This window comes from Pseudomonas sp. HMSC063H08 (assembly GCF_001813645.1).
In the GTDB taxonomy this organism is placed as follows: Bacteria; Pseudomonadota; Gammaproteobacteria; order Pseudomonadales; family Pseudomonadaceae; genus Pseudomonas; species Pseudomonas aeruginosa.
In genome coordinates this window covers 17,161-42,437 of sequence record NZ_KV813626.1, presented here as the reverse complement: position 1 = coordinate 42,437, position 25,277 = coordinate 17,161, and the positions used below count along the sequence as shown (strand labels likewise).

The 25,277-nt window shown below is 66.5% G+C and carries 27 protein-coding genes; 10 read left to right on the top strand and 17 right to left on the bottom strand.

What is annotated here, in order from left to right; all coding sequences use genetic code 11:
- The 5 genes from HMPREF2924_RS32155 to HMPREF2924_RS32135 all read right to left on the bottom strand — a co-directional run.
- On the bottom strand, positions 1–667 hold a 667-nt coding region (locus HMPREF2924_RS32155), incomplete at its 3' end, for a thioredoxin family protein (RefSeq protein WP_177344968.1).
- 144 nt (positions 668–811) lie between these two features.
- The gene (gene ahpC, locus HMPREF2924_RS32150; RefSeq protein ID WP_003083828.1) at positions 812–1,375 is read right to left on the bottom strand and encodes an alkyl hydroperoxide reductase subunit C; all 564 of its coding nucleotides are present in this window, start codon (positions 1,373–1,375) and stop codon (positions 812–814) included.
- A gap of 164 nt (positions 1,376–1,539) precedes the next feature.
- A complete protein-coding gene (locus tag HMPREF2924_RS32145) occupies positions 1,540–2,466 on the bottom strand; it encodes an ABC transporter permease (RefSeq protein ID WP_003083821.1) in 927 nt (308 codons plus the stop codon).
- Between the two features lie 21 nt (positions 2,467–2,487).
- Entirely contained in the window at positions 2,488–3,585 is a 1,098-nt protein-coding gene (locus HMPREF2924_RS32140; protein ID WP_003128344.1) for an ABC transporter permease, read from the bottom strand.
- Positions 3,585–5,156 carry an ABC transporter ATP-binding protein gene (locus HMPREF2924_RS32135; protein WP_003128343.1) on the bottom strand — a complete coding sequence of 524 codons (1,572 nt, stop codon included), beginning with the start codon at positions 5,154–5,156 and terminating at the stop codon, positions 3,585–3,587. The genes HMPREF2924_RS32140 and HMPREF2924_RS32135 overlap by 1 nt, the downstream gene beginning before the upstream one ends.
- A gap of 1,110 nt (positions 5,157–6,266) precedes the next feature.
- On the opposite strand from HMPREF2924_RS32135, the gene guaD reads away from it, so the two are divergent.
- Entirely contained in the window at positions 6,267–7,637 is a 1,371-nt protein-coding gene (guaD, locus tag HMPREF2924_RS32125; RefSeq protein ID WP_003128340.1) for a guanine deaminase, read from the top strand.
- Positions 7,638–7,749: 112 nt separating this feature from the next.
- On the opposite strand, the gene bauR is transcribed toward guaD, so the two are convergent.
- Entirely contained in the window at positions 7,750–8,667 is a 918-nt protein-coding gene (gene bauR / locus HMPREF2924_RS32120; RefSeq protein WP_003083805.1) for an HTH-type transcriptional activator BauR, read from the bottom strand.
- A 135-nt stretch (positions 8,668–8,802) separates the two neighbouring features.
- On the opposite strand from bauR, the gene bauA reads away from it, so the two are divergent.
- The 4 genes from bauA to gabP all read left to right on the top strand — a co-directional run bounded on the left by bauA (position 8,803) and on the right by gabP (position 13,609).
- Positions 8,803–10,149, top strand: a complete 1,347-nt coding sequence (bauA, locus tag HMPREF2924_RS32115; RefSeq protein ID WP_003101231.1) for a beta-alanine--pyruvate aminotransferase — start codon at positions 8,803–8,805, stop codon at positions 10,147–10,149.
- The gene (gene bauB / locus HMPREF2924_RS32110; RefSeq protein WP_003083790.1) at positions 10,149–10,436 is read left to right on the top strand and encodes a beta-alanine degradation protein BauB; all 288 of its coding nucleotides are present in this window, start codon (positions 10,149–10,151) and stop codon (positions 10,434–10,436) included. The genes bauA and bauB overlap by 1 nt, the downstream gene beginning before the upstream one ends.
- A gap of 83 nt (positions 10,437–10,519) precedes the next feature.
- A complete protein-coding gene (locus tag HMPREF2924_RS32105; protein ID WP_003101230.1) occupies positions 10,520–12,013 on the top strand; it encodes a CoA-acylating methylmalonate-semialdehyde dehydrogenase in 1,494 nt (497 codons plus the stop codon).
- Between the two features lie 168 nt (positions 12,014–12,181).
- Positions 12,182–13,609 (top strand): GABA permease, encoded by a 1,428-nt coding sequence (gene gabP, locus HMPREF2924_RS32100; RefSeq protein WP_003083784.1) that lies wholly within the window; start codon positions 12,182–12,184, stop codon positions 13,607–13,609.
- A gap of 81 nt (positions 13,610–13,690) precedes the next feature.
- Here the strand turns inward: gabP and HMPREF2924_RS32095 are convergent, their stop codons facing one another.
- A complete protein-coding gene (locus HMPREF2924_RS32095; RefSeq protein ID WP_003101229.1) occupies positions 13,691–14,032 on the bottom strand; it encodes a zinc ribbon domain-containing protein YjdM in 342 nt (113 codons plus the stop codon).
- 72 nt (positions 14,033–14,104) lie between these two features.
- The gene (locus HMPREF2924_RS32090) at positions 14,105–14,605 is read right to left on the bottom strand and encodes an LEA/WHy family protein (protein ID WP_003128336.1); all 501 of its coding nucleotides are present in this window, start codon (positions 14,603–14,605) and stop codon (positions 14,105–14,107) included.
- Positions 14,606–14,705: 100 nt separating this feature from the next.
- Here HMPREF2924_RS32090 and HMPREF2924_RS32085 point away from each other — a divergent pair, with 100 nt between their 5' ends.
- The 4 genes from HMPREF2924_RS32085 (at position 14,706) to HMPREF2924_RS32070 (ending at position 17,215) form a co-directional block, all read left to right on the top strand.
- A complete protein-coding gene (locus HMPREF2924_RS32085; protein ID WP_003101226.1) occupies positions 14,706–15,326 on the top strand; it encodes a hypothetical protein in 621 nt (206 codons plus the stop codon).
- A 175-nt stretch (positions 15,327–15,501) separates the two neighbouring features.
- A complete protein-coding gene (locus HMPREF2924_RS32080) occupies positions 15,502–15,729 on the top strand; it encodes a CopG family ribbon-helix-helix protein (protein ID WP_003083775.1) in 228 nt (75 codons plus the stop codon).
- Positions 15,726–16,007 (top strand): type II toxin-antitoxin system toxin ParE, encoded by a 282-nt coding sequence (parE, locus tag HMPREF2924_RS32075; RefSeq protein ID WP_003083773.1) that lies wholly within the window; start codon positions 15,726–15,728, stop codon positions 16,005–16,007. Before HMPREF2924_RS32080 ends, parE begins: the two co-directional genes overlap by 4 nt.
- A gap of 299 nt (positions 16,008–16,306) precedes the next feature.
- Positions 16,307–17,215: a LysR family transcriptional regulator gene (locus HMPREF2924_RS32070; RefSeq protein WP_003083769.1), complete on the top strand. Its 909-nt coding sequence runs from the start codon at positions 16,307–16,309 to the stop codon at positions 17,213–17,215.
- A 31-nt stretch (positions 17,216–17,246) separates the two neighbouring features.
- Here HMPREF2924_RS32070 and HMPREF2924_RS32065 read toward each other — a convergent pair whose 3' ends face one another.
- From HMPREF2924_RS32065 to HMPREF2924_RS32035, 7 genes are all read right to left on the bottom strand, one after another.
- A complete protein-coding gene (locus HMPREF2924_RS32065) occupies positions 17,247–17,657 on the bottom strand; it encodes an aegerolysin family protein (protein ID WP_003110659.1) in 411 nt (136 codons plus the stop codon).
- 179 nt (positions 17,658–17,836) lie between these two features.
- Positions 17,837–18,571 (bottom strand): GntR family transcriptional regulator, encoded by a 735-nt coding sequence (locus tag HMPREF2924_RS32060; protein ID WP_003128333.1) that lies wholly within the window; start codon positions 18,569–18,571, stop codon positions 17,837–17,839.
- Positions 18,572–18,671: 100 nt separating this feature from the next.
- Complete coding sequence (locus HMPREF2924_RS32055; protein WP_003083762.1) at positions 18,672–19,358, bottom strand: FadR/GntR family transcriptional regulator; 687 nt, start codon at positions 19,356–19,358, stop codon at positions 18,672–18,674.
- Positions 19,359–19,406: 48 nt separating this feature from the next.
- Positions 19,407–20,756, bottom strand: coding sequence for a C4-dicarboxylate transporter DctA (locus tag HMPREF2924_RS32050; protein WP_003119513.1), 1,350 nt, complete (start codon positions 20,754–20,756; stop codon positions 19,407–19,409).
- Positions 20,757–20,985: 229 nt separating this feature from the next.
- On the bottom strand, positions 20,986–21,573 hold the full coding sequence (locus tag HMPREF2924_RS32045; protein WP_003128323.1) for a 2-hydroxychromene-2-carboxylate isomerase: 588 nt from the start codon (positions 21,571–21,573) through the stop codon (positions 20,986–20,988).
- A gap of 24 nt (positions 21,574–21,597) precedes the next feature.
- Entirely contained in the window at positions 21,598–22,326 is a 729-nt protein-coding gene (locus HMPREF2924_RS32040) for an SDR family oxidoreductase (protein WP_003083755.1), read from the bottom strand.
- A 216-nt stretch (positions 22,327–22,542) separates the two neighbouring features.
- On the bottom strand, positions 22,543–23,055 hold the full coding sequence (locus HMPREF2924_RS32035) for a winged helix-turn-helix transcriptional regulator (protein ID WP_003128320.1): 513 nt from the start codon (positions 23,053–23,055) through the stop codon (positions 22,543–22,545).
- Between the two features lie 131 nt (positions 23,056–23,186).
- Here HMPREF2924_RS32035 and HMPREF2924_RS32030 point away from each other — a divergent pair, with 131 nt between their 5' ends.
- On the top strand, positions 23,187–23,639 hold the full coding sequence (locus tag HMPREF2924_RS32030) for a GNAT family N-acetyltransferase (protein WP_003083750.1): 453 nt from the start codon (positions 23,187–23,189) through the stop codon (positions 23,637–23,639).
- Positions 23,640–23,678: 39 nt separating this feature from the next.
- Here HMPREF2924_RS32030 and senC read toward each other — a convergent pair whose 3' ends face one another.
- Both senC and cyoE read right to left on the bottom strand, forming a co-directional pair.
- Positions 23,679–24,314, bottom strand: coding sequence for a cytochrome c oxidase copper chaperone SenC (gene senC / locus HMPREF2924_RS32025; protein ID WP_003083748.1), 636 nt, complete (start codon positions 24,312–24,314; stop codon positions 23,679–23,681).
- A gap of 25 nt (positions 24,315–24,339) precedes the next feature.
- Entirely contained in the window at positions 24,340–25,254 is a 915-nt protein-coding gene (gene cyoE / locus HMPREF2924_RS32020) for a heme o synthase (protein WP_003083746.1), read from the bottom strand.
- Between the last annotated feature and the right edge of the window lie 23 nt (positions 25,255–25,277).

Genomic DNA, 25,277 nt, shown 5'->3' with positions numbered 1-25,277 from the left:
CGGCCGGGCCGCCGCCGACCACCAGCACGTCGAAGGCTTCGCGAGCGGTCAGCTTCTCGGCGTCGCGGGCGGCGGCGCCGGTGTCGATCTTGGCGAGGATCTCTTCCACGCCCATGCGGCCCTGGCCGAAGACTTCGCCGTTGAGGTAGATGCTCGGCACCGACATGATCTGGCGCGCCTCGACCTCATCCTGGAACAGCGCGCCGTCGATGGCGACGTGACGGATGTTCGGGTTGAGCACGGCCATCAGGTTCAGCGCCTGGACCACGTCCGGGCAGTTCTGGCAGGACAGCGAGAAGTAGGTTTCGAACTCGAAGGTGCCCTCGATTCCCTTGACCTGCTCGATCACGTCCGCGTCGAGCTTGGAGGGGTGGCCGCCTACCTGCAGCAGGGCCAGCACCAGCGAGGTGAATTCGTGGCCCATGGGGATACCGGCGAAGCGCAGGCCGATGTCCGCACCGGGGCGGTTCAGCGAGAACGACGGTTTGCGCGCATCGCTGCCATCGGTCTTCAGGGTGATCTTGTCGGTCAGGCCGACGATGTCTTGCAGCAGGCCCAGCAGCTCGCGGGATTTGTCGCTGTCATCGAGGGACGCGACGATCTCGAACGGCTGGCTGACCTTTTCCAGGTAGGCCTTCAACTGGGTTTTAAGATTGGCGTCCAACATGGTTCAGCTCCTCGAAATTCGGGCAAACGTATCCCCGGCGGATGGGACATCCGCCCTGCACGGCGCGTTGGCTGGGTGAAGGACGGACGATCCGCGAGGGATCGTCCGCCGGAGAGGCTGGCGGCGAATGCCGCCGGCGCGGTCTTAGATCTTGCCGACCAGGTCCAGGGACGGAGCGAGGGTCTTCTCGCCTTCCTTCCACTTGGCCGGGCAGACTTCGCCCGGGTGGGCGGCGGTGTACTGGGCGGCCTTCAGCTTGCGCACGGTCTCGCCGACGTCACGGGCGATCTCGTTGGAGTGGATCTCGACGGTCTTGATCACGCCTTCCGGGTTGATCACGAAGGTACCGCGCAGGGCCAGGCCTTCTTCCGGGATGTGCACGCCGAAGGCGTTGGTCAGCTGGTGGGTCGGGTCGCCGATCAGCGGGAACTGGGCCTTGCCGACGGCCGGGGAGGTTTCGTGCCAGACCTTGTGCGAGAAGTGGGTGTCGGTGGTCACGATGTAGACCTCGGCACCGGCTTTCTGGAACTCGCCGTAGTTGTTGGCGGCGTCTTCGATCTCGGTCGGGCAGTTGAAGGTGAAGGCAGCCGGCATGAAGATCAGGACCGACCACTTGCCCTTCAGGGATTCCTCGGTCACCTCGATGAACTTGCCGTTGTGGAAAGCGTTGACCTTGAACGGTTGGACTTGAGTGTTGATCAGGGACATCAGTCGTTCCTCTCTCAGTTGAATGGGGTGTTTCAAATCGACTGGGAGAATCTTAACGGGGTTCGGCAAAAATGCCCCATTGATTTAGGCCATCAGTGAAATTATCTAAATCTATCGAAGAATATATAAATAGTTAAAACAAATAATCGAAGAACCTGCCCTCGTCAGTGCCCGGCCTTCCACGGCTGGCCCAGGGAAACCGGGGCATACAGCCGGGTGCGCAGGGCATCGCGGGAGAGCAGGACCAGCACCAGGATGGTCGCCGCATAGGGCAGCATCGCCAGCAGGTTGGCCGGAATCGACAGCCCGATCCCCTGGGCCACCAGGTGCAGGATGCTGGCCAGGCCGAACAACCAGGCACCGAGCAGCACGCGGAACACCCGCCAACTGGCGAAGACCACCAGCGCCAGGGCGATCCAGCCGCGTCCGGCGGTCATGTTCTCCGCCCACATCGGCGTGTAGGCCAGCGACAGGTAAGCACCGGCCAGGCCGGCCATGGCGCCGCCGAAGAGCACCGCCAGGGTGCGCACGCGCAGCACCGGCAGGCCCATCGCGCTGGCCGCGTCGGGGTTCTCGCCGACCGCCTGGAGAACCAGCCCGGCGCGGCTGCGCAGGAGCATCCAGGCGACCGCGGCGAACAGCGCCAGGCTCAGGTAGACCAGCGCGTCCTGGGCGAACAGCATGCGCCCGAGCAGCGGCAACTCGCCCAGCACCGGCAGCGCCAGCGGGGCGAACCCTTGCAGCGGCTTGCCGACCCAGGCGGCGCCGACGAACGACGACAGGCCGACGCCGAAGATGGTCAGCGCCAGGCCGCAGGCCACCTGGTTGGCGTTCAGGTACAGGGCGACCCCGGCGAACAGCGCCGCCAGCAGCATGCCGGCGAGCACCGCGAGGAGCACGCCGAGCCACAGGCTGCCGCTGGAGAAGGCGACCATGAAGCCGATCACCGCGCCGAACAGCATCATCCCCTCCTGGCCCAGGTTGAGCACTCCGCTTCTCTCGCAGACCAGTTCGCCCAGGGCCACCAGCAGCAGCGGAGTACCGGTGCGGACCATGGCGAACAGCAGGTTGTCGAGCAGATCGATATCCATCGTGGTTCCTCGGCGGTTCGGTCAGGCCAGGGCGTCGCGCAGCGCCGGGCGCTTGCGCCAGCGTCCGTGCAAACGTGGGCGGTAGAGGATCAGCACGTCGCAGGCGAGGAGGAAGAACAGCATCATCCCCTGGAACAGCCCGGTCAGCGCCAACGGCAGGTTGAGGCTCATCTGCGCGGCCTCGCCGCCGAGGTAGAGCAACGCCATCAGCAGGCTGGCGCAGAGGATGCCGAAGGGATTGAGACGGCCGAGGAAGGCCACGGTGATCGCCGCATAGCCGTAGCCCGGCGAGACCTGCGGCACCAGTTGGCCGATCGGCCCGGCGACCTCGCAGACGCCGGCCAGGCCTGCCAGCGCGCCGGAGAACAGCAGCACGAACCAGACCAGGCGCTTCTCGCGGAAACCAACGAAACCGGCGGCGCGGCGGTCGAGGCCGAGCACGCGGACCTGGAAACCGAGGAAGCTGCGCTGCGCCAGCACCCAGACCGCCGCCAGCGCCAGCAGGCCGAACAATGCGCCGAGGTGCACCCGGCTGCCCTCGAACAGCGCCGGCAGGCGGCTGGCCTCGCCGAACAGCGCCGACTGCGGGAAGTTGAAGCCATCCGGGTCCTTCAACGGCCCGTGCACGCCGTACAGCAGCAGGTTCAGCGCGATGTAGTTGAGCATGATGGTGGTCAGGATCTCGTTGGCGTTGAAGCGCGTTCGCAGCCAGGCGGCGAACCCGGCCCAGAGCGCCCCGGCAGCGGTGCCGGCGAGCAGCACCCAGGCCAGCGCCCAGCGGCTCTGCCAGTCGAGCAACTGGATCGCCACCGCGCTGCCGGCCAGGGCGCCGACCAGCAACTGGCCCTCCGCGCCGATGTTCCACACGCGCGCCTGGTAGGCCAGTGCCAGGCCGAGGGCACAGAGCAGGATCGGCATGGCCTTGACCAGCAGCTCGCCGAGCCCATAGAGGTCGCTGAGCGGCTGTACCAGCACGGTATGCAGGGTCTGCCAGGGATCGTGGCCGAGACAGGCGAACAGCAGCGCGCCGCAGACCAGGGTCAGCAACCCCGCCAGCAGCGGAGAGGCCAGCAGCATCCAGCGCGACTGCCGGCCGCGCGGTTCCAGGGACAACAGCATCACAGGCTCCCTTGGGCAACGGCGCCGGCGACCGCCGCCGGCGCCTCGAATTGACCGGCCATCCAGCCGCCGACCTGCTGCGGCGAAGCGCTAGCGGTGGCGACCGCCGGGCACACCCGACCCGAACACAGCGCGGCGATGCGGTCGCTGAGCAGGAACAGCTCGTCGAGGTCCTCGGAGACCACCAGGATCGCCGTACCGGCATCGCGCAAGGCGATCAGCGCGCGGTGGATCAGCGCCGCCGCGCCGACGTCCACGCCCCAGGTGGGATGCGCCGCCACCAGCAGGCGCGGGGCCTGGAGGATCTCGCGGCCGAGGATGAACTTCTGCAGGTTGCCGCCGGAAAGGCTGCGTGCCGGCGCCCCGGCACCCGGGGCCTTCACGGCGAAACGGCGGATGATCTCCTCGGCCAGCGCCAGCACCTTGCGCCGCCGGACCAACCCACGCTTCACCAGGCCCTGCTGGAAGGCGGTGAGCAGCGCATTGTCCGCCAGGCTCATCTCCGGCACCGCGCCGTGCCCCAGCCGCTCGGCGGGCACGAAGGCCTGACCGGCGCGGCGCCGCGCATCCGGCGCCAGGTGCGCGCCGGCGCAGCCGCCGAGGCGGATGCGCTCGGCCTGGGCGCGCGGCAGGCGCACTTCGCCGCTGAGCAGAGCGAGCAACTCGTCCTGGCCGTTGCCGGCGACCCCGGCGATACCGAGGATCTCGCCGCTACGCACCTCCAGGTCGAGGCCGGCGAAGGACACGCCGAAGGGGTCCGGGTTGCGCCAGTGCAGGTCGCGCACCTGGAGGAAAGGCGCGCCGCCAGTGACCTTCGGATACTCCGCCGCCAGGCCCTCGGCGTCGCCCACCATCAGCCGCGCCAGCTCGAGATCGGAACATTGCGCCGGCACGCACTGTCCGGCCACCCGTCCGCCGCGCAGCACCGTGGCGCACTGGCAGAGCGCACGGACCTCGGCCAGCTTGTGGCTGATGAAGAGGACACTGCAACCCTCCTCCGCAAGACGGCGCAGGGTGACGAAGAGATCCTCGGCCTCGCGCGGGGTCAGCACCGAGGTCGGCTCGTCGAGGATCAGCAGGCGGATGTCCTGCATCAGGCAGCGCACGATCTCCACCCGCTGACGCTCGCCGATGGACAGCCCATGGACCAGCCGGCGAGGCTCCAGCGGCATGCCGTAGCGCTGCGACACCTCGCGAATACGCGCCTCCAACCGGCGCGGGCTGCCCGCCTCGGCGCCGAGGGCGAGCGCGATGTTCTCCGCCACGCTGAGCGTCTCGAACAGGGAGAAATGCTGGAACACCATGCCGATCCCCAGCGCCCGGGCGCGAGCCGGGTCGCGCACCTGCACCGGCTCGCCCTGCCAGCGGATCTCGCCGGCATCGGGACGGGTCACGCCGTAGATGATCTTCATCAGCGTGCTCTTGCCGGCGCCGTTCTCACCGAGCAGGGCGTGGATCTCGCCGGCGTCGATGCACAGGTCGATGCGGTCGTTGGCCAGGCAACCCGGATAGCGCTTGCTGATCCCGCGTAGTTCGAGGCGCGGCGGCGCGAAGGAGGAAGGTGCGGACATGGCGGACCCGGTCGGTTGCTCGACGATGCCGCGGCCGGTGCAAATACCTGGCCAGGAGGTCAGGAAAGCCCTGGAACGCGGCTTGCGCCGGGAGCCACGGGCCAGGCTGCCGCGCCGAGCGGCACCAAGCCGGGGCACGCCTGGGACGCCGCGGCACATTTGCGGGCAACCCTGCGGCGCACCCGCGTGAGCATTTGTCGCAAAACAGTCATCACCACCTTGCTCACAGAGTTATCCACAGCGTGTCGGGAGCCCATCCGGGACCTTGGGAAGCCTCCCGCGCCGACCGTCCCGGCAATTTTCGCAACATCGGCGATGGACAGAAAACAGCCAACCCGGCAGGCCATGAGCGCGACCTGGCAAGGCATTTTCTCCAACACTTTGCCAACAGCTTTATCCACAAGATATCGACAGCCGTTCGGAGGAACCCGGCAGAACGACCTCTCCCGGCCAAGCCATGGCTCGGCCGAATCCCTGGGGCAGCCCCGGCGGCCCGCTTCCGGCACAGTTTGCCAACAGCTTTTCCACAGGAAACCCGCGGAACGGGAATGCCCGTGAAAATGTCTCCAGGACTTCCTCTTTAGACGCCAGGAAGCCCATGAATACTGGGTTTTCCGGCTTTCCAGGAAAGCCCGCGGCGATCGACGGAAGCATGCTCGGCGGCGCCATGGGTGGATCCGCTGTCCACAGTTTCGCGATGCACCGTCGTGGCGCATTCCACAGCACCTTTTCCCTGGCTCTTTCGCCAACCGGGAGAAATCCTGCGGCTCCGTCCAATGCCTTTCCCCCGACCGCCGAAGGCATTTTTTCAACGGGGAATGCGAACAGCTTTTCCACAGACAAACCCACAGAAGCGCCAGTTGCCGACCGGGCATTTCGCAAGGCGGATTCAAGGTGCCGGAACGCTTTCCGCGGATCGCCTGCCGGAAGCCAGATGGGCACATCCCGCAATGGCTCGTGCAATCTTTCCGCACACGCCCTACACACAGACTTATCCACAGCATGCGCACAGTGCATAATGGCGGAAGCGAGATCACGCGCCAAAGACGGGATATTTCCGTCGATTTCCCGGACTAAAGAGGCGAAAGCGCCGTTCCGGCAGCAGAGGAGATGAACGATGCAGTACCTGCTGGCAACTTCGTCCCCCCACTTATCCTGCACTCCGACCACGGCGGGAGCGCGATGAGCAGTTCGGCCCATCGCGGGCGGATCCTGCATTTCCTCGGCGACCCGGCGAAGCTCGGCGACAAGGCCTGGGAGTATTTCGAGGACGGCCTGCTGTGGATCGAACACGGCCACGTGCGCGCGCTCGATCACGCAGCCTACCTTCTGCCGCAACTGCCCGCCGACCTGCCGCTGGAGGAGCATCCGCAGCGCCTGCTGCTGCCCGGCTTCGTCGACTGCCATGTGCATTACCCGCAACTCGGAGTGATCGCCTCCTACGGCACCCAACTGCTGGACTGGCTGGAAACCCACACCTTTCCCGCCGAGCAGCGCTTTGCCGATGCCGGCTACGCCGCCGCCCAGGCCGAGCTGTTCCTCGACGAACTGCTGCGCCACGGCACCACTACCGCGCTGGTGTTCGGCACGGTCCATGCGGTATCCGCCGAGGCATTCTTCCAGGCCGCGCAGAAGCGCCGCCTGCGGATGATCGCCGGCAAAGTTCTGATGGACCGCAACGCGCCGCCGGCGCTGTGCGATACCGCGGCCAGTGGCTACGCCGAGAGCCGCGCGCTGATCGAGCGCTGGCACGGCAACGGGCGCCTGCAATACGCGGTCACCCCGCGCTTCGCGCCGACCTCCTCGCCCGAGCAACTGGCCGCGGCGGCGCGCCTGCTGGACGAGTATCCCGGCGTCTACCTGCACACCCATCTTTCGGAGAACCTCAAGGAAGTCGCCTGGGTCGGCGAGCTGTTTCCCCAGGCGCAGGACTACCTGGACGTCTATCATCGCGCCGGCCTGGTCGGCGAACGCAGCGTGTTCGCCCATGGCATCCATCTCTCCGAACGCGAATGCCGCTGCCTGGCGCACAAAAACGCGGCGCTGGCGCACTGTCCCAGTTCCAACCTGTTCATCGGCTCCGGCCTGTTCGACCTTGGCCGCGCCCAGCAATACGGCATCCGCGTCGGCATCGGTAGCGACGTCGGCGGCGGCACCAGCCTGTCGCTGCTGGCCAACCTCGCCGACGCCTACAAGATCCAGCAATTGCGCGGCACCAGCCTCGATCCGTTCCAGGCGCTCTACCTGGCCACCCTCGGCGGCGCCAGGGCGCTCGACCTGGACGGCCTGGTCGGTAACTTCCTGCCCGGCCGCGAGGCCGACTTCGTCGCCCTCGACCTGGCCGCCACGCCGATGATCGCCCAGCGCATGGAGCATGCGCGCGGCCTGGCCGATACCCTGTTCGTGCTGAACACCCTGGGCGACGACCGCGCGGTGGCGGAGACCTGGGTGATGGGGGAGCGGCGCCATGCGAAGGGGTGAGAGCCTCTTTCCCGCGTTGGCTCGGCCCGTCGCTGCATGCCACCTCCTCGCGCCGTAGAGAAAAGACGCCGTTCGGCGGGCGGCCGAAGCTCGCGTCACTCCATCCGCGCCCTCACGACACCGCCACCGCCTCCAGGAACCGTTCCAGCACCAGGTTCGGCCGGCGTCCCTTGCGGGTCACGATGGTCAGCGCGATGGCGTAGTGGAAACGCTCCGGCAGCAGGGGCCGCAGCATCCCGGCGGCGACCCAGTCGGCAGCGTAGTGCGACGGCAGGTAGCCGATGAAGTTGCCGGTCAGGATCAGGAATGCCATGCCCTCGCGGTCCGAGGCGCTGGCGCTGTTGTTCAGCTCCTGGTGGCGCGCCTGGGCTTCGGCGGGCAGGCGGTAGCTGGGCGCCACGGCGTCCGCGGCGAGCACCTCGTCCACCGCGATATCGCCGTCGGCGCGCTCGAACAGTGCGTGGCCGCGGCTGCAATAGAGCTGCGCGTGCTCGTCATACAGCGGCAGGTACTCGAGCCCCGACAGCGGACTGATCAACGGCACCACGCCGACATGCAGGTGGCCGTCGAGCACGCCCAGTTCGATCTCGTTGGGGGTGGTCATGCCGATGTTGATCCGCACCTGCGGTCCCTGCCCCTTGAGCGCGCTGAGGGCGTGGGTGATGCGCATCTGCGGCAGGGTCACCAGGTTGTTGATGATGCCGATGTTGAGTTCGCCGCGCAGGTGCTGGTGCAGGTCGTTGACCTCGGCGCGGAACCCCTCCAGCGCCGCCAGCAGGGTCTGGGTCGCGCGATAGACCTCGCGGCCCTCGTCGGTCAGGGCGAAGCCGGCGCGGCCGCGCTGGCACAGGCGCATGCCCAGGCGCTTCTCCAGGTCGCCCATGTGCAGGCTGATCGCCGAGCGGCTGAGGCCGAGAGTGCTCTCGGCGGCGGAGAAACTGCCGCACTCGACGATGGTCTTGAAGATGCGCAGCAGGCGGATATCGAAATCGCTGACCTGGCCGAGCGACGGGTTGCGGGATTTGGCCATTATTGTTTTACCCAGTCGAAACTAAACGTGAGAAGAATAAGCTTTATCTAACCTTTCGTCAGGGCCAAGCTTGATCCCAACGCTCCGCCGCCGCGTGCGCGGAACCTTCCAACAAGAAAGCCCGAGGATCGAACGATGAACCAGCCGCTCAACGTGGCCCCGCCGGTTTCCAGCGAACTCAACCTGCGCGCCCACTGGATGCCCTTCTCCGCCAACCGCAACTTCCAGAAGGACCCGCGGATCATCGTCGCCGCCGAAGGCAGCTGGCTGACCGACGACAAGGGCCGCAAGGTCTACGACAGCCTGTCCGGCCTGTGGACCTGCGGCGCCGGCCACTCGCGCAAGGAAATCCAGGAGGCGGTGGCTCGCCAGCTCGGCACCCTCGACTACTCGCCGGGCTTCCAGTACGGCCATCCGCTGTCCTTCCAGTTGGCCGAGAAGATCGCCGGGTTGCTGCCAGGCGAACTGAACCACGTGTTCTTCACCGGTTCCGGCTCCGAGTGCGCCGACACCTCGATCAAGATGGCCCGCGCCTACTGGCGCCTGAAAGGCCAGCCGCAGAAGACCAAGCTGATCGGCCGCGCCCGCGGCTACCACGGGGTCAACGTCGCCGGCACCAGCCTCGGCGGGATCGGCGGCAACCGCAAGATGTTCGGCCAGTTGATGGACGTCGACCACCTGCCGCACACCCTGCAACCGGGCATGGCGTTCACCCGCGGGATGGCCCAGACCGGCGGCGTCGAGCTGGCCAACGAACTGCTCAAGCTGATCGAACTGCACGACGCCTCGAACATCGCCGCGGTGATCGTCGAGCCGATGTCCGGCTCCGCCGGCGTACTGGTACCGCCGGTCGGCTACCTGCAGCGCCTGCGCGAGATCTGCGACCAGCACAACATCCTGCTGATCTTCGACGAGGTGATCACCGCCTTCGGCCGCCTGGGCACCTACAGCGGCGCCGAGTACTTCGGCGTCACCCCGGACCTGATGAACGTCGCCAAGCAGGTCACCAACGGCGCCGTGCCGATGGGCGCGGTGATCGCCAGCAGCGAGATCTACGACACCTTCATGAACCAGGCGCTGCCCGAGCACGCGGTGGAGTTCAGCCACGGCTACACCTACTCCGCGCACCCGGTCGCCTGCGCCGCCGGCCTCGCCGCGCTGGACATCCTGGCCAGGGACAACCTGGTGCAGCAGTCCGCCGAACTGGCGCCGCACTTCGAGAAGGTCCTGCACGGCCTGCAAGGCGCGAAGAACGTCATCGACATCCGCAACTGCGGCCTGGCCGGCGCGATCCAGATCGCCCCGCGCGACGGCGATCCGACCGTGCGTCCGTTCGAGGCCGGCATGAAGCTCTGGCAACAGGGTTTCTACGTGCGCTTCGGCGGCGATACCCTGCAATTCGGCCCGACCTTCAACGCCAGGCCGGAAGAGCTGGACCGCCTGTTCGACGCGGTCGGCGAAGCGCTCAACGGCATCGCCTGATGAGCGGCCGCCCGCAAGCCGTACCCACCGTGCAGGTGGACAACGCCGAGGTGATCGTGACCGAATGGCGCTTCGCCCCCGGCGCGGAAACCGGGCGCCACCGCCACGGACACGACTATGTGGTGGTACCGCTGACCGACGGCACGCTGCTGCTGGAAACCCCCGAGGGCGACCGCCACGCGCCGCTGGTCGCCGGACAGGCCTACTTCCGCAAGGCCGGCGTCGAGCACAACGTGATCAACGCCAGCGCACACGAAGTGGTCTTCGTCGAGACCGAGATCAAGTAATCCGCACCCGCTCCCCAGGGAGCGGGTAAAGGGAAAGGGCCACGGCCCTTTCGTCACCCCTAGCGAAGAGAGAACAAGACAAGATGGGCACCCTCCACCACCTGATCAACGGCGAAATGGTCGCCGACAACGGCCGCAGCGCCGACGTCTTCAACCCCTCCACCGGCGAAGCCATCCACAAGGTCCCGCTGGCCGACGGCAAGACCCTGCAGAAAGCCATCGATGCCGCCAGGGCCGCCTTCCCGGCCTGGCGCAACACCCCGCCGGCCAAGCGCGCACAGGTGCTGTACCGCTTCAAGCAACTGCTGGAGCAGAACGAGGCGCGGATTTCCAAGCTGATCAGCGAAGAGCACGGCAAGACCCTGGAAGACGCCGCCGGCGAACTCAAGCGCGGCATCGAGAACGTCGAGTACGCCTGCGCCGCCCCGGAAATCCTCAAGGGCGAGTACAGCCGCAACGTCGGCCCGAACATCGACGCCTGGAGCGACTTCCAGCCGATCGGCGTGGTCGCCGGGATCACCCCGTTCAACTTCCCGGCGATGGTGCCGCTGTGGATGTACCCGCTGGCCATCGCCTGCGGCAACACCTTCATCCTCAAGCCCTCCGAGCGCGACCCCAGCTCCACCCTGCTGATCGCCGAGCTGTTCCACGAAGCCGGCCTGCCGAAGGGCGTGCTGAACGTGGTGCACGGCGACAAGGAAGCCGTGGACGGCCTGCTCCAGGCGCCGGAAGTGAAAGCCATCAGCTTCGTCGGCTCGACCCCCATCGCCGAATACATCTATGCCGAGGGCACCAAGCGCGGCAAGCGCGTGCAGGCCCTGGGCGGCGCGAAGAACCATGCGGTGCTGATGCCCGACGCCGACCTCGACAACGCCGTCAGCGCGCTGATGGGTGCCGCCTACGGCTCCTGCGGCGAGCGCTGCATGGCGATCTCGGTGGCGGTATGCGTCGGCGACCAGGTGGCCGACGCGCTGATCGCCAAGCTGGTTCCGCAGATCAAGGCGCTGAAGATCGGCGCCGGCACTTCCTGCGGCCTCGACATGGGCCCGCTGGTCACTGCCGCCGCGCAGGCCAAGGTCACCGGCTACATCGACAGCGGCGTGGCCCAGGGTGCGGAGCTGGTGGTGGACGGCCGCGGCTACCAGGTCGCCGGCCACGAGAACGGCTTCTTCCTCGGCGGCAGCCTGTTCGACCGGGTGACCCCGGAAATGACCATCTACAAGGAAGAGATCTTCGGCCCGGTGCTGTGCGTGGTTCGCGTCAACAGCCTGGAAGAGGCCATGCAGTTGATCAACGACCACGAATACGGCAACGGCACCTGCATCTTCACTCGCGACGGCGAGGCCGCCCGCCTGTTCTGCGACGAGATCGAGGTCGGCATGGTCGGCGTCAACGTCCCGCTGCCGGTGCCGGTGGCCTACCACAGCTTCGGCGGCTGGAAGCGCTCGCTGTTCGGCGACCTCCACGCCTACGGCCCGGACGGCGTGCGCTTCTACACCCGGCGCAAGGCCATCACCCAGCGCTGGCCGCAGCGGGCCAGCCACGAGGCCTCGCAATTCGCCTTCCCCAGCCTCTGAAGGCTGACGACAACAGGCATGGTCGGTAACGACCATGCCTTTTTTCTTTTTCCGCAATCAGGAGTCCGCAACGTTCCACCGCCGTGAAACCTCACCCACGGCCGCACCCATGGCGTCGCCCACAAGGCGGCCCAGACCTTGCCCAAGAACAATTAAAGGGTCTCAACGATGTCCAAAGTCGTACTGGCTTCACAACTGCCGAACAAGCGCAACGCCTCGCTCGCGCCCGGCCTGAAACAACGCCACGTCACCATGCTGTCGATCGCCGGGGTGATCGGCGCCGGCCTGTTCGTCGGCTCCGGCCATGCCATCGCCGCCGCCGGCCCGGCCGCCCTGCTCGCCTACCTGATCGCCGGCACCCTGGTGGTGCTGGTCATGCGCATGCTCGGCGAAATGGCGGTCGCCTCCCCCGATACCGGTTCCTTCTCCACCTACGCCGATCGCTCCATCGGCCGCTGGGCCGGTTTCACCATCGGCTGGCTCTACTGGTGGTTCTGGGTGCTGGTGATCCCCCTCGAAGCGATCGCCGCCGCGGCCATCCTCAACGCCTGGTTCCCGGCCATCGACACCTGGATCTTCGCCCTCGCGGTGACCTTCCTGCTCACCGTCACCAACCTCTTCAGCGTGGCCCGCTACGGCGAGTTCGAGTTCTGGTTCGCGCTGCTCAAGGTGATCGCCATCATCGCCTTCATCGTGCTCGGCGCGGTGGCCATCGTCGGCGGCCTGCCGGAACGCGAGGTCAGCGGCCTGTCCAGCCTGATGGCGAGCCACGGCGGCTTCGTGCCGAACGGCTACGGCGCGGTGCTCGGCGCCCTGCTGACGACCATGTTCAGCTTCATGGGCACCGAGATCGTCACCATCGCCGCCGCCGAGTCCAAGGACCCGGCGAAGCAGATCACCCGCGCCACCAACTCGGTGATCTGGCGGATCGGCCTGTTCTACCTGGTGTCGATCTTCATCGTGATCTCCATCGTGCCGTGGAACGACCCGCTGCTGATCCAGGTCGGCTCCTACCAGCGCGCCCTGGAGCTGCTGGACATCCCGCACGCCAAGCTGATCGTCGACCTGGTGGTACTGGTCGCCGTGGCCAGTTGCCTGAACTCGGCGATCTACACCTCGTCGCGGATGGTCTTCTCCCTGGCCAAGCGCGGCGACGCCCCGAGCGTGCTCAAGCTGACCAACACCGCCCACGTACCACGCCCGGCGGTGCTGGCCAGCACCGCGGTGGGCTTCCTCACCACCATCGTCAACTACTTCGCACCGGAGAAGGTCTTCACCTTCCTCCTCGCCAGCTCCGGCGCCGTGGCGCTACTGGTGTACCTGGTGATCGCCGTGGCCCAGTTGCGCATGCGCAAGCAATTGCAGGCCAGCGGCCAGCCCATCGAGTTCCGCATGTGGCTATATCCCTGGCTGACCTGGGCGGTGATCCTGTTCATCGTCGCCGCGCTGAGCATCATGCTGATCATGCCGGAGCACCGTCACGAGGTGTTCGCCACCGCTCTGCTGACGATCTTCACCGTCTGCCTCGGGCTGCTCAACGCGCGACGCAAGCCGCGCCTCGGCGAGGACTACGCCGGGAAGACGGCGCGGGTCTGAGTCCACCACCGGGGGAAGAACCCAGACAGCCCTCCAAAGAAAAGCCCGGCCAATGGCCGGGCTTCTTCAGGCAAGGTCGTCTCAGACCTTCCTGACGAATTCCGATTTCAGCTTCATCGCGCCAATGCCGTCGATCTTGCAATCGATGTCGTGGTCGCCGTCCACCAGGCGGATGTTCTTCACCTTGGTGCCGACCTTCACCACCAGCGAGGAGCCTTTCACTTTCAGGTCCTTGATCACGGTGATGGTATCGCCGTCCTGGAGAACGTTGCCCACCGAATCCTTGATCACCTTGCCATCATCGGATGCCGTAGCGGCCTCGTTCGGCGACCATTCATGGGCGCACTCCGGGCAGACCAGCAGCGCACCATCCTCGTAGGTGTATTCGGAGTTGCATTGGGGACAGGGCGGCAGCGTGCTCACGGCATTCTCTCTTCAGCAGGGGAACGAAAACCGCAGATTATATAGGGTTTATCGCTCCCCTGCCGAACCGCCTCAGAGCCCCTTGGTCTTCGGCGCGCCGACGGCCGGCCCGAAGAAGTCGAGGGTGCCCTTTTCGCTGAAGCGCACGGTGCCGAACAGGCCTCCTGCGAGCTTGCCCTTCACCACGTAGGGCATGCCCCGGGTCGGCGCGTTGTTGCTCAGGCCCCAGGCCTGGCGGAAGGCGGAAAAGGCGGAGACGGTCAGCGGCACGCTCACCACCCGCTCGCCGAAGCGCGGCACCTCGCCGGTCTGGTCGCTGACGCCGCTGGCCAGGGGCTGGCCGTTGACGTCGAGGTCGAGGGCGATGCCGTTGTATTCGATCGGCTCGTCGTTGGGGTTCTGTACCCGCAGCTTGACCATGAAGCGCATCTCCATGCCTTGCCCCGGCAGGGGTTCCAGGCCGACCAGGTCGATACGCAACGGATCGCGCTGGCCGAAGGTGCTGCAGGCGCTCAACAGGACGCCCAGGCACAGGGCCGGCAGCAGGCGGCCGAGGTTCGCAGGCAGGCGCATGGGTTCTCCTCCTTGGGTCGAATGTGCGCCCATGGTGCCACAGCCGCTAGAATTCGCCGCGCAGCCGATCCGGCTGCGCCAATGGACAAAGGACATGCCCATGCCTACACGCGTTCTGCGCGGCCTCGTCGCCGCCCTCCCACTGTTCCTCGCCGCCTGCTCGGACTCCGCTCCGTCCAGCGAGGAGATCGCCCGCCTGCTCGCCGAGCGCGGCTTCGACAAACCCGCCTGCGCCAGCTCCACCCTGTTCAAGACCTTCCCGGTGACGCTCTCCGACAGCTTCTCCGGCCCCGGCCCGGCGAAAGGCAACGCCGCGGTCTACGACGCGCTGGTCGGCGTCGGCCTGCTGCGCCGCGACGGCGATTCCTACGACCTCACGCCCGCCGGCCGCGAGGACTACAAGCCCGAGTCGAAGGCCTTCTGCTACAGCAGCGGCTTCGACGTCAGCGTCCGTTCGGTGGACCCCGCCAAGCCCGACGACTACGGCCCGGCCGTGGAAAAGGGCTGGTTGGTCACCGTCGAGGTCAAGCCACGCGAAGTGAAGGACTGGGCGAAGAACCCCGAGGTGCTCAAGCAGGCCAGCCTGACCACCCTGCAACAGATCACCCAACCGCAGGTCGGCCAGGTCTCGCTGGTCAAGCCACGCGGCGAGGAAGGCTACAAGCTCGTCAACACCCGCTTCTCGCCCAGGCAGGGCTTCCACTTCAACCAGGCCTGGTAATCCCGCGCCACCCTTCCGCCCGCCCCGCTCGGGGCGGGCTCCTCATTCAACCCACTGATCGATAAAGGTTTTTTCGTCGGACGAAACAGCCTGGCGATTGCTCGCCCGAGGGCTTTCGTATACATTCGTTTTCACTGTAAACACCGTATACAACGAAAACGAAGCTGATCAGAAAATGAGCACCGTAGTCTCGTTCCGCGCCGATGACGCCCTGGTCGCGGCCCTCGACGAACTGGCCCGCGCCACCCACCGCGACCGCCCGTATCACCTGCGGCAGGCGCTCGCGCAGTACCTGGAAAGGCAGCAGTGGCAGGTCGCTGCCATCGATGAAGGCTTGGCCGATGCCAATGCCGGTCGCCTGCTGGAACACACCGAGATCGAGAAGCGCTGGGGGCTGCAATGAGCCTGAAGTGGACCCGCAAGGCGGCCGCCGACCTGGACGCCATCTACGACCATTACGTCGTGCTGATCGGCCCGGAAAAAGCCCTGAAAGCCGTCCAGGACATCGTCGAGCAGGTGAAACCGCTGCAGCAGGTAGCCAACCAGGGGGCAGGGCGGCCCAGCGAGGTGCCAGGCGTACGCACCCTGACCCTGGAGCGCTGGCCGTTCAGCGCCCCGTTTCGGGTAAAAGGCAAGGAAATCCAGATTTTGCGCATCGACAGGGTCGAAATTACCCCCTAAAAGTGGACACACGGTTACAAGATGTTTCAAAACGAATATTTACCTTGACTTGTACGTAGTTACTTATTTCGGACAAAACATCCATAACTCACAAGAAATGGACATTTTTCGACCAGACAAATGAGAGCGACCAACTTGCGACCACTGCAACCTGATTAGTTCTTTAACTGACTTATGCTTCGCTCCCATACGCATCCGTATTTTTCCGAAACCCGACGACCTCGCCCGCTGGGCACGCTTTCTCGCGCTTTTTCCGGTGATTTTTTCCCAGACGCAGTCTCCCGCAAGGAGGAACCGGCATGGATTCGCTGAAAGGCATGGCGATCTTCGCCACTGTGGTGGACAAGGGCTCGATGGCAGCCGCGGCCCAGAGCCTGGGCATGACCCCTTCGGCAGTCAGCCAGCAGATCCGCAAGCTGGAGAGCCGCGCCCAGGTCACTTTGCTGCATCGCACCACCCGCCGGCTGACCCTGACCGAGGCCGGCGAGGCGTTCTATCGCAGTTGCGCGCAGATGCTGGCGATCGCCGAGGAAGCCGAGCGGCGGCTTGGCGAATGGCGCGATGCGCCGGTGGGCGAGTTGCGCCTGGCGGCGCCGGTGGGGTTCTCCGGCACGCTGATCACCCAGGCGCTGAAACCGTTGCTGGAGAACCACCGCCAGTTGCGCCTGCAACTGTTCTTCCAGGACGAGCGCATCGATCTGGTCGCCGAGCGCATCGACCTGGCGATCCGCGTCGGCAATCTCGCCGACTCCAGCCTGGTGGCGCGCCACCTCGGCGACTGGAGCAGCGTGCTCTGCGCGGCGCCGGCCTATTTGCGCCAACGGGCGCCCATCAACCGTCCGGAGCAGTTGACCGAGGTCGACTGGATTTCCCTGAACACCTCGAACCACCTCAACCACCTGACGCTCAGCGGGCCGGGCGGGGAAGTCTGCAAACTGCGCCTGGAGCCACGGGTGGCCGCCAACGGGATGCTCGCGGTGCGTCAGTTCACCCTCGACGGACTCGGCGTGTCCTACCAGCCGCTGCCGGAGGTGCGCGACGCGCTGAACGACGGGCGCCTGCAACAGCTATTGCCGGAGTGGAGGATTCCCGGGCTCGGCATCTATGCGGTGACGCCACGGCGCGAGGCCCAGCCGGCCAAGGTGAAGGTCGCCATCGAGGCGCTGCGGCGAGCGTTCGCCACGGACGGGGATGAGCGCTGGAGCTGACCGACGGACTGCCGGCCAGCTCCAGGTACCGTCAGGAGAAGCGGCCGAGGGTCAGGGTGACCTCGCCGATGTCCGTGCCCGTGGCGTTGCCGCCGCTGGTGATGCCGGCATAGTCCGCCGATGCCGGCGTGAAGCCCCAGGTGTTGGTGGCGCCGGATTTCCACGGGTCATCCCAGCTGAAGGTGCCCATCTTGGTGTTGCCGTCGTAGCAGTCGAAGCTGCCCTGGGTGCCGGACGAAGCGTTCTCCCGTCCGCAGGAGGCGATCCATTGCGGGCTGCCGGCCTGCACGTTCATGCTGCTGACTTCCTCGGTGGAAATCTCGTCGTCCTTGTTGGTGTAGCGGTAGAACTTGCCCCATTGCAAGGTGGCGTTGCGGATGCCCACCGTGCCGATGGATTTGGATACCACGACCTTCACTGCGATCCATTCTGCGTATGCCATGTCGATCTCCGTTAACCATGCGTTCACAGCTTCCTGTAGGACGTCACGGACAGGACCGGGCGCTCACAACGGACCCTTGGCTACTTCGACCAGCACGGCGCCATCCCTGACCCGCTTCACTATAGGCTGGCCACCAGCCACCACCGCCTGCCAGATCTGGTAGGCGGCGGCCGGGGAGGTCAGGCCCTCCGGCGTTTTTCCCCGCGAGGGGCCTTCATGCCGAATGCCTCGCGCAGGTCGGTGGTGGGTGGCGGCAGGAAGCGCATGCGGGCGAACAGGCCTCGCAGGTAAGCGTCCATCAGCGCAGCCGCCGTCGCGCTGTCGCCGTCCTCCAGGGCATCGAGCAGGGCGCGCTGCGCGGCGCAGGCCTCGGCGGTATAGACCGCCCCCTTGTTCAGCGCGATGTCCAGCGAGGCGCGTGCCACCAGGCCGCGGACGAAACCCTGCAGCAAGGGATTCTCGGTCAGTTCGGCCAGGCGCAGGTGGAAACGCCCGGCGAGACGGATCAGCCCGGCGCTGTCGCGGGCCGCGAGGCAAGCCTGCTCCTCGTCGACCAGCGCCCGTAGCTCGGCAAGGGCGGCGGGATCCAGCCCCGCGGGCAGTTGCCGCACCACTTCGCTTTCCACCAGCAGGCGCGCGTCCAGCACCTGCCGCGCCTGGCGCTCGTCCGGGCGGGCGACGCTGGCGACCTCCTTCGGCGGCATCACCACCGCGCCGTCCTCGGCGAGACGGGTGAGGGCACGCTGGATGGTGCCGTTGCTGACCCGGAAGATCTGCCCGAGGGTTTCCTTGCTCAGCTTGGCGGCCGGCGCCAGGCGCTTTTCCAGGATTGCCGTGTAGATGCTTTCGTAGACGAAATGGCTGGTGGGGCGCAGCGCGGCGCCCTGCTGGGTACGTGCGTCGAATCCGACCATGTTCACACCTGTCGAGTCGTGCTTGTGGGCCTTCGCAGGCGGCGGACGAAAGCCGTCCGGGCGCCGCGACGGTCCCGGGTTGGAACCCTGGCGCGGGCGATCAGACCTGCGGCAAGCGCAGGTCGATGTTCAGGCGCGCGCCTTCGTTGAGGATGTGCTGGCGCATCGCCTGGCTCGCCCGCTCGCTGTCGTGCTGGCGGATCGCACGGAGAATGGCGTCGTGTTCCTGGAGGATCTCCTCGGCGTATTCCGGCTGGCGGCGGACCAGGTTGTCGCTGCGTTCCAGGGCGCTGCCGATCTGTTCGGAAACGCTGAGGAAGATCGGGTTCGAGGTGAGCTTCACCAGGCGCCGGTGGAAGGCCGTGTAGGCCTCAACCAGAGCCTGCGGGTCGCCATCCTCGACCGCTTCGCGCAGGTCCAGCAGCAACAGCCGCAGTTCGCTGATCTCCGCCGCCCCGGCGCTCTGCGCGACGATGCCGACGATGAACGGCTCCAGCGCATAGCGCAGTTGCAGGACGTCTTCCATGGTCGCCTCGCCGGGCGCCGCGACCTCGCGCAGCGGTTCGCTGCGTTCGAGGACCATCACGCCCTTGCCCGGCAGCGAACGGACCACGCCCAGGGTCTCCAGGACCATGATCGCCTCGCGCAGGCTCGGCCGGCTGATTTCCATCTGCTCAGCCAGCTCGCGCTGGCCGGGCAACATCTGGCCGGCGACCCAGCGACCCTGCTCGATGGTGTCGAGCAGGCGCTGGGCAACCGCGTTGACCAGCTTGGACGAAGAAAACATGTCGCCTCCCTTTACTTGCCAATCGGACGTGCAACGCGCCTCGGCGCGTCAGCCATGCAGCTTGCCTTCCCCGGCCACCGCGCTGCGCTTGAGCGGCTCGCCGTCGGCCTTGGCCGGCGCCTCCAGGCGCCCGTCGAGTATGGCCTGCGCGCGCGGCATATCGATGTCGTTTTCCCAGCGGGCGATGGTCACGGTGGCCACGCAGTTGCCGATCAGGTTGGTCAGCGCGCGGCCGATGCCCATGAACCAGTCCACCGAAAGCACCAGCACCAGGCCGGCCACCGGGATCGCCGGCACCGCGGTGAGGGTGGCGGCGAGGATCACCAGGGCCGAGCCGGGAATGCCGTGGGCGCCCTTGGAGGTCACCAGCGAAACCAGCAGGATGGTGACCAGGTCGGTCATCGCCAGCGGCGTGCCGGTGACGTGGGCGATGAACACCACCGCCAGGGTCAGGTAGATCGAGAATCCATCGAGGTTGAACGAGTAGCCGGTGGGAATCACCAGGCCTACCGTGGAGCTGCGGATGCCCATGTGCTCGAGCTTGCGCATCACCTGCGGCAGCACCGCGTCGGAGGAGGCGGTGCCCATCACGATCAGCAGCTCTTCGCGGAAGTAGCGCAGGAACGGCAGCATGCGCACCCCGGAGAGACGCAGGACGCTGCCGAGCACCGCCATGACGAAGACCAGGCAGGTGGCGTAGAACACCAGCACCAGCGCGCCCAGGTGGCTGAGCGAGTCGACGCCGTAGCGGGCGGTGGTGAAGGCCACCGCGCCGAACACGCCGAGCGGTGCCAGGCGCACGATCATGCCCATGATGCGGAATACGATGTGGCTGAATTCGTTGATCAGGCGGGCCACGCCGCTGGCCTGCTCGCCGACCAGGTTCAGGGCGCTGCCGAACAGCACGGAGAACAGCAGGACCTGGAGGATGTCGTTCTCGGCGAAGGCGCTGAACACAGAGGTCGGGATCAGGCCCATGAGGAATGCCACGGGGCCATGGATTTCCTGGGTGCGCCCGGTATACAGGGCGACGTCGCCGGCGGGCAGTTCGTTGAGATGGATGTTGGCGCCGCTGCCCAGGCCCAGGCTGTAGGCGACCACCAGGCCGAGGACCAGGGCGATGGTGGTGAGGATTTCGAAGTAGATCACCGACTTCAGGCCGATGCGGCCGACCTTCTTCAGGTCGCCGGCGCCGGAGATGCCGTTGACCACCACGCAGAAGACGATCAGTGCGATGAGCATCTTGATCAGCTTGATGAAGCCATCGCCCAGCGGCTTCATCTGCACGGCCAGGTCGGGAATGCCGACCCCGCAGATGACGCCTATCACCAGGCCAATCACGACTTGCAGGAATATCGAGCGGGAACAGCGCTTGATGAACATCGCAGGAGTCTCCATTCGGCGCTTTCATCGGGCCTCGCGGAGGCGGGCGATGAACGCATTTTTATTGTGGTATTACCGGTCTGACCAGTTCAGCCTATACGCAAAGAAGTCGGCCTGACAAGCCGCTATCGGCGGGCGCGACGAATGGCCAGGAACCGCGGCACGCGCGGGCCGCAGCCGGGAGAAGGGCGCTCGGATGGCGCAAGGCGGCGGGCCAGAGCGGCTCGCCGCGGGGAAGGGGAGGTCAGCCGGCAAGGGCCTCGGCGACGAAATCGAGGCGATCCTGGCCGAAGAACAACTGGTCGCCGACGAAGAAGCTGGGCGCGCCGAAGATGCCGCGCCGCACCGCCTCTTCGGTGGTCGCCTTGAGCCCCTCCTTGACCTGCTCGTCGCCAACCAGGCGGAGGAACTCATCCGGATCGAACCCGGCCTCCGCCAACACCTGGGCGACCACCTCGGGCTTGCCGAGGTTCTGCTGTCGTACCCACAACGCTTCGAACACCGCTTTCAGGTAGGGATGGAACCCTTCGCCGCCGAGATAGCCCTGGGCGCCGCGCATCAGCGTCAGGGTGTTGATCGGGAAGGCCGGGTTGAAGGCCAGCGGCACGCCGTAGCGTTTCGCATAGCGCACCAGGTCGTGGAGGGTGTAGCGCCCCTTGGCCGGCACCTCGATCGGCGAATGGTTGCCGGTGGCCTTGAACACGCCGCCCAGCAGCATCGGCCGCCAGGCGATGCTCGCGCCATGGGCGGCGGCGATGCGCGGCAGTTGGGTCCAGGCGAGGTAGGTGGTGGGACTGCCGAAGTCGAAGAAGAACTCGATTTGCTTGCTCATGCGTGGCTCTTTCCGTGGCGGGGATCAGAAGGTTTCCATCCAGGGGCGCAGGTCCAGTTCGTGTACCCAGCAGTCGCGCGGCTGGCAGTGGATCTGCCAGTAGGTCTCGGCGATGTGCTCGGGATCGAGGATGCCGTCCTGCTCCTTGCGCTTGTACAGCTCGGGCAGGGTTTCGCGGATGAAGTCGGTGTCGATGGCGCCGTCGATGATCGGGTGGGCGACGTGGATGCCCTTCGGCCCCAGCTCGCGCGCCATGCTCTGGGCCAGGGCACGCAGGGCGAACTTGGCGCCGGAGAACGCGGCGAAATGCGCGCGTCCGCGCAGCGAGGCGGTGGCGCCAGTGAAGATGATCGTTCCGCGCTGCCGCGGCAGCATCACCCGCGCCGCCTCGCGGCCGGTGAGGAAGCCGCCGAAGGCGGCCATCTCCCAGACCTTGCGATAGACCCGTTCGGTGGTTTCGGTGATCGGGAACCAGACGTTGGCGCCGACGTTGAAGATCACCGCCTCCAGCGCACCGACCTCACCCTCGATGCGGGCGAAGAGGTCGATCACCTGCTGCTCCTGGCGTGCGTCGCAGCCGCAGGCCAGGGCCTCGCCGCCTTGGTCGCGGATGGCCTGCACCAGCGGCTCCAGCTTCTCCGCGTTGCGCCGGGCGACGCACGCCACGTAGCCCTCGCGGGCGAACCGCCGGGCGATGGCGCCACCGGTGGCGTCGCCGGCGCCCATTACCAGAACCGCTTTGCGCTGGGTCATTGCAGAGGCCTCTCTTGTTAGTTCTTTTTTAGAACCCAATAGAGACGATAGTTAGTTCTTAAAAGGAACTTGTCAACTGGCAAGGCCTCGAGTGATATCCGCGCACCAATTACTCTGCCTGTCGCGGCCTGCCCGGCACGTCCTCTCCCTGAAGAGCGGGGACCGGTCGGCGGAGCCTGGTACGACAGCGTCCTTCCTGCCGTAACGCCATCGGCGTTATCCGCCGATTCGCGTCGGCGGCCAGGCCTGGAACGCTAAGCCGCGCCGCAGCAGGCGCCCCTTCCAGAACAGCCCCTCGCGTACCGTCACGTCCCACGCGTGCAGCGGCTCACCGCATTCGGAACAGACCAGCACGCCATGCATGTGCTGGCCGCAATGCTTGTGCACATGCTCGAGTGGCGGCCCCTCGACGCCGGCGAGGTGGCGGTCGCCCCAGTTCACCAGGGAAAGGATGGCCGGGTACAGTTCCATCCCTTTCTCGGTAAGCCGGTATTCCTCGCGCAGCGGCCTTTCCTGGTAGGGCACCTTGGCCAGTATCTCCGCTTCGACAAGGCGCTTGAGGCGGTCGGCGAGGACGTGGCGGGTCACGCCGAGGCTGCGCTCGAAGTCGTCGAAACGGCGCACGCCGAGAAAGCAGTCGCGCAATACCAGCAGGGTCCAGCGATCGCCGAGGATCGCCAGCACCCGCGCCAGCGAACAGGGTTGTTCGCTCAGTTCTTCCCAACGCATGAGACACCTCCAGCCGTTCGGCAAAGGATAGCCGCGTGGGTTCTGAAACGAAACCGACCGGCCACGCCTTTCCAGCGGCCCGCCGCCCATGGCATAACCGCGTTCCTGTCTCCTGTCCCGGAATCCCGACCATGTCGCTCGACTGGACCTGCAAGCACCACGCCGACCTCACCCTGAAGGAACTCTACGCGCTGCTGCAATTGCGCACCGAGGTCTTCGTGGTGGAACAGAAATGTCCCTACCAGGAAGTCGACGGCCTCGACCTGGTCGGCGATACCCATCACCTGATGGCCTGGCGCGACGGCCAGTTGCTCGCCTACCTGCGCCTGCTGGACCCGGTTCGCCACGAGGGCCAGGTGGTGATCGGCCGGGTGGTCAGTTCCTCGGCCGCGCGCGGCCAGGGGCTCGGTCACCAGTTGATGGAACGCGCGCTGCAGGCGGCGGAGCGCCTCTGGCTGGACACCCCGGTGTACCTCTCGGCCCAGGCCCACCTGCAGGCCTACTACGGCCGCTATGGCTTCGTCGCGGTCACCGAGGTCTACCTGGAAGACGACATCCCGCACATCGGCATGCGCCGGGCCTGAGGCCCGGAACGCCGCGGACGGTGGGGGGAGGGTAGGGAATCAGGCCTGCGGCTTGAGCACGCCGGGCAGTTGGGCTTCCAGCTTGGCGTTGTTCAGCGGCGCGCGGATGAAGCCGTGCTGCTCGCCGTCCGGGCCGATGATCACCAGGTTGCCGCTGTGGTCGACGGTGTAGTTGGGCTTGCTGGTGTCGGCGGGGATGTAGGGGATGCTCATGGCGTTGGCCAGCTTCTGGATGTTCTCCGGAGTACCGGTGAGCCCCTGGAAGCCGGCGTTGAAGTAGCCCAGGTATTGCTTGATCTGCTGCGGCGTGTCGCGGTTCGGATCGACGCTGACGAATACCACCTGCAGGTCGTCGCGCACCTCCTGCGGCAGCTTGCCCTGCAATTCGCGGAGCTGGGCGAGGGTGGTCGGGCAGACATCGGGGCAGAAGGTGTAGCCGAAGAACAGCAGGTGCCAGCGACCCTTGAGACTGGCGGTGCTGACCGCCTGGCCGTCCTGGTTGGTGAACTCCAGCGCCGGCACCTTGCGCGTCTGCGGCAGGATCACGATGCCGGCGTCGAGCAGCACGGTGGGATCGGCCTGGCGCTGGGCGGTGAGCACCTTGTGCACGGTGAGGCCGAGGACCAGGGCAACCAGGGCGACGAGGACGAGGACGGTCTTGTTGACTCGAGTCATGGGTGGGCAAGGCTCTAGAGTGGGATCAGAGAAGCAGCTTCAGCGGCAGATAGTGGTCCACCAGCAGCGCCATGAACAGCAGGAACAGGTAGACGATAGAGTACTTGAAGGTCTTTATCGCCGCATGTGGCCGGCTGTCACAGTAGAGCGCCCAGGCCCAGTCGAGGAAGCGCGCGCCCAGGGCCAGGGCGCAGAGCAGATAGACCAGCCCGCTCATGTGGATGACGAACGGCATCAGGCTCACCGCGAACAGCACCAGGGTATAGAGCAGGATGTGCAGCTTGGTGTAGCGCTCGCCGTGGGTCACCGGCAGCATCGGGATGTCGGCCTTGGCGTATTCGTCCTTGCGGTGGATGCATAGCGCCCAGAAGTGCGGTGGGGTCCAGGCGAAGATGATCAGTACCAGCAACAGCGGCTCGGCGCTCAGGTGGCCGGTGATGGCGACCCAGCCGAGCAGCGGCGGCGCCGCCCCGGCGAGCCCGCCGATGACGATGTTCTGCGGCGTGGCGCGCTTCAGGAAGCCGGTGTAGAGCGCCGCATAGCCGAGCAGCGAGGCGAGGGTCAGCCAGGCCGTCAGCGGGTTGGTGAAGGCCAGCAGCACGGCCATCCCGGCCAGCGCCAGGAGCAGCGCGAAGCCCAGCGCCATGCTCGGCGACACCCGGCCCTCGGCCAGCGGCCGCTTGTGGGTCCGCGCCATGATCGAGTCGATGCGCCGGTCCACCACATGGTTGACCGCCGCCGCCGCGCCGGCACAAAGGCCGATGCCGAGGTTGCCGAAGATCAGCACCTGCCAGGGCACGAAGCCATCCAGCGGCGCCTTGGTGGCGAGCAGCATGCCGATCAGCGAGGTGATCAGCATCAGCACCACGACCTTGGGCTTGGTCAGTTCGAGGAAGTCGCGCCAGGTCGGCTGGCTGTGGCGATCGATGACGGTGGCCATATCCTTACCTCCATCCTTCTGTC

Excerpts from the sequence above, each read along its gene's own strand:
- HMPREF2924_RS32045 (WP_003128323.1), bottom strand. The coding sequence starts at position 21,573 with ATGAGCAAGCAAATCGAGTTCTTCTTCGACTTCGGCAGTCCCACCACC.
- HMPREF2924_RS32135 (WP_003128343.1), bottom strand. The coding sequence starts at position 5,156 with ATGTCCGCACCTTCCTCCTTCGCGCCGCCGCGCCTCGAACTACGCGGG.
- cyoE (WP_003083746.1), bottom strand. The coding sequence starts at position 25,254 with ATGGCCACCGTCATCGATCGCCACAGCCAGCCGACCTGGCGCGACTTC.
- HMPREF2924_RS32145 (WP_003083821.1), bottom strand. The coding sequence starts at position 2,466 with ATGGATATCGATCTGCTCGACAACCTGCTGTTCGCCATGGTCCGCACC.
- bauB (WP_003083790.1), top strand. The coding sequence starts at position 10,149 with ATGAGCGGCCGCCCGCAAGCCGTACCCACCGTGCAGGTGGACAACGCC.
- HMPREF2924_RS32085 (WP_003101226.1), top strand. The coding sequence starts at position 14,706 with ATGCCTACACGCGTTCTGCGCGGCCTCGTCGCCGCCCTCCCACTGTTC.
- HMPREF2924_RS32105 (WP_003101230.1), top strand. The coding sequence starts at position 10,520 with ATGGGCACCCTCCACCACCTGATCAACGGCGAAATGGTCGCCGACAAC.
- gabP (WP_003083784.1), top strand. The coding sequence starts at position 12,182 with ATGTCCAAAGTCGTACTGGCTTCACAACTGCCGAACAAGCGCAACGCC.
- bauA (WP_003101231.1), top strand. The coding sequence starts at position 8,803 with ATGAACCAGCCGCTCAACGTGGCCCCGCCGGTTTCCAGCGAACTCAAC.
- bauR (WP_003083805.1), bottom strand. The coding sequence starts at position 8,667 with ATGGCCAAATCCCGCAACCCGTCGCTCGGCCAGGTCAGCGATTTCGAT.
- HMPREF2924_RS32065 (WP_003110659.1), bottom strand. The coding sequence starts at position 17,657 with ATGGCATACGCAGAATGGATCGCAGTGAAGGTCGTGGTATCCAAATCC.
- HMPREF2924_RS32040 (WP_003083755.1), bottom strand. The coding sequence starts at position 22,326 with ATGACCCAGCGCAAAGCGGTTCTGGTAATGGGCGCCGGCGACGCCACC.
- HMPREF2924_RS32140 (WP_003128344.1), bottom strand. The coding sequence starts at position 3,585 with ATGCTGTTGTCCCTGGAACCGCGCGGCCGGCAGTCGCGCTGGATGCTG.
- ahpC (WP_003083828.1), bottom strand. The coding sequence starts at position 1,375 with ATGTCCCTGATCAACACTCAAGTCCAACCGTTCAAGGTCAACGCTTTC.
- HMPREF2924_RS32050 (WP_003119513.1), bottom strand. The coding sequence starts at position 20,756 with ATGGAGACTCCTGCGATGTTCATCAAGCGCTGTTCCCGCTCGATATTC.
- HMPREF2924_RS32030 (WP_003083750.1), top strand. The coding sequence starts at position 23,187 with ATGTCGCTCGACTGGACCTGCAAGCACCACGCCGACCTCACCCTGAAG.
- parE (WP_003083773.1), top strand. The coding sequence starts at position 15,726 with ATGAGCCTGAAGTGGACCCGCAAGGCGGCCGCCGACCTGGACGCCATC.
- HMPREF2924_RS32080 (WP_003083775.1), top strand. The coding sequence starts at position 15,502 with ATGAGCACCGTAGTCTCGTTCCGCGCCGATGACGCCCTGGTCGCGGCC.
- HMPREF2924_RS32035 (WP_003128320.1), bottom strand. The coding sequence starts at position 23,055 with ATGCGTTGGGAAGAACTGAGCGAACAACCCTGTTCGCTGGCGCGGGTG.
- guaD (WP_003128340.1), top strand. The coding sequence starts at position 6,267 with ATGAACGATGCAGTACCTGCTGGCAACTTCGTCCCCCCACTTATCCTG.
- HMPREF2924_RS32055 (WP_003083762.1), bottom strand. The coding sequence starts at position 19,358 with ATGTTTTCTTCGTCCAAGCTGGTCAACGCGGTTGCCCAGCGCCTGCTC.
- HMPREF2924_RS32090 (WP_003128336.1), bottom strand. The coding sequence starts at position 14,605 with ATGCGCCTGCCTGCGAACCTCGGCCGCCTGCTGCCGGCCCTGTGCCTG.
- senC (WP_003083748.1), bottom strand. The coding sequence starts at position 24,314 with ATGACTCGAGTCAACAAGACCGTCCTCGTCCTCGTCGCCCTGGTTGCC.
- HMPREF2924_RS32060 (WP_003128333.1), bottom strand. The coding sequence starts at position 18,571 with ATGGTCGGATTCGACGCACGTACCCAGCAGGGCGCCGCGCTGCGCCCC.
- HMPREF2924_RS32070 (WP_003083769.1), top strand. The coding sequence starts at position 16,307 with ATGGATTCGCTGAAAGGCATGGCGATCTTCGCCACTGTGGTGGACAAG.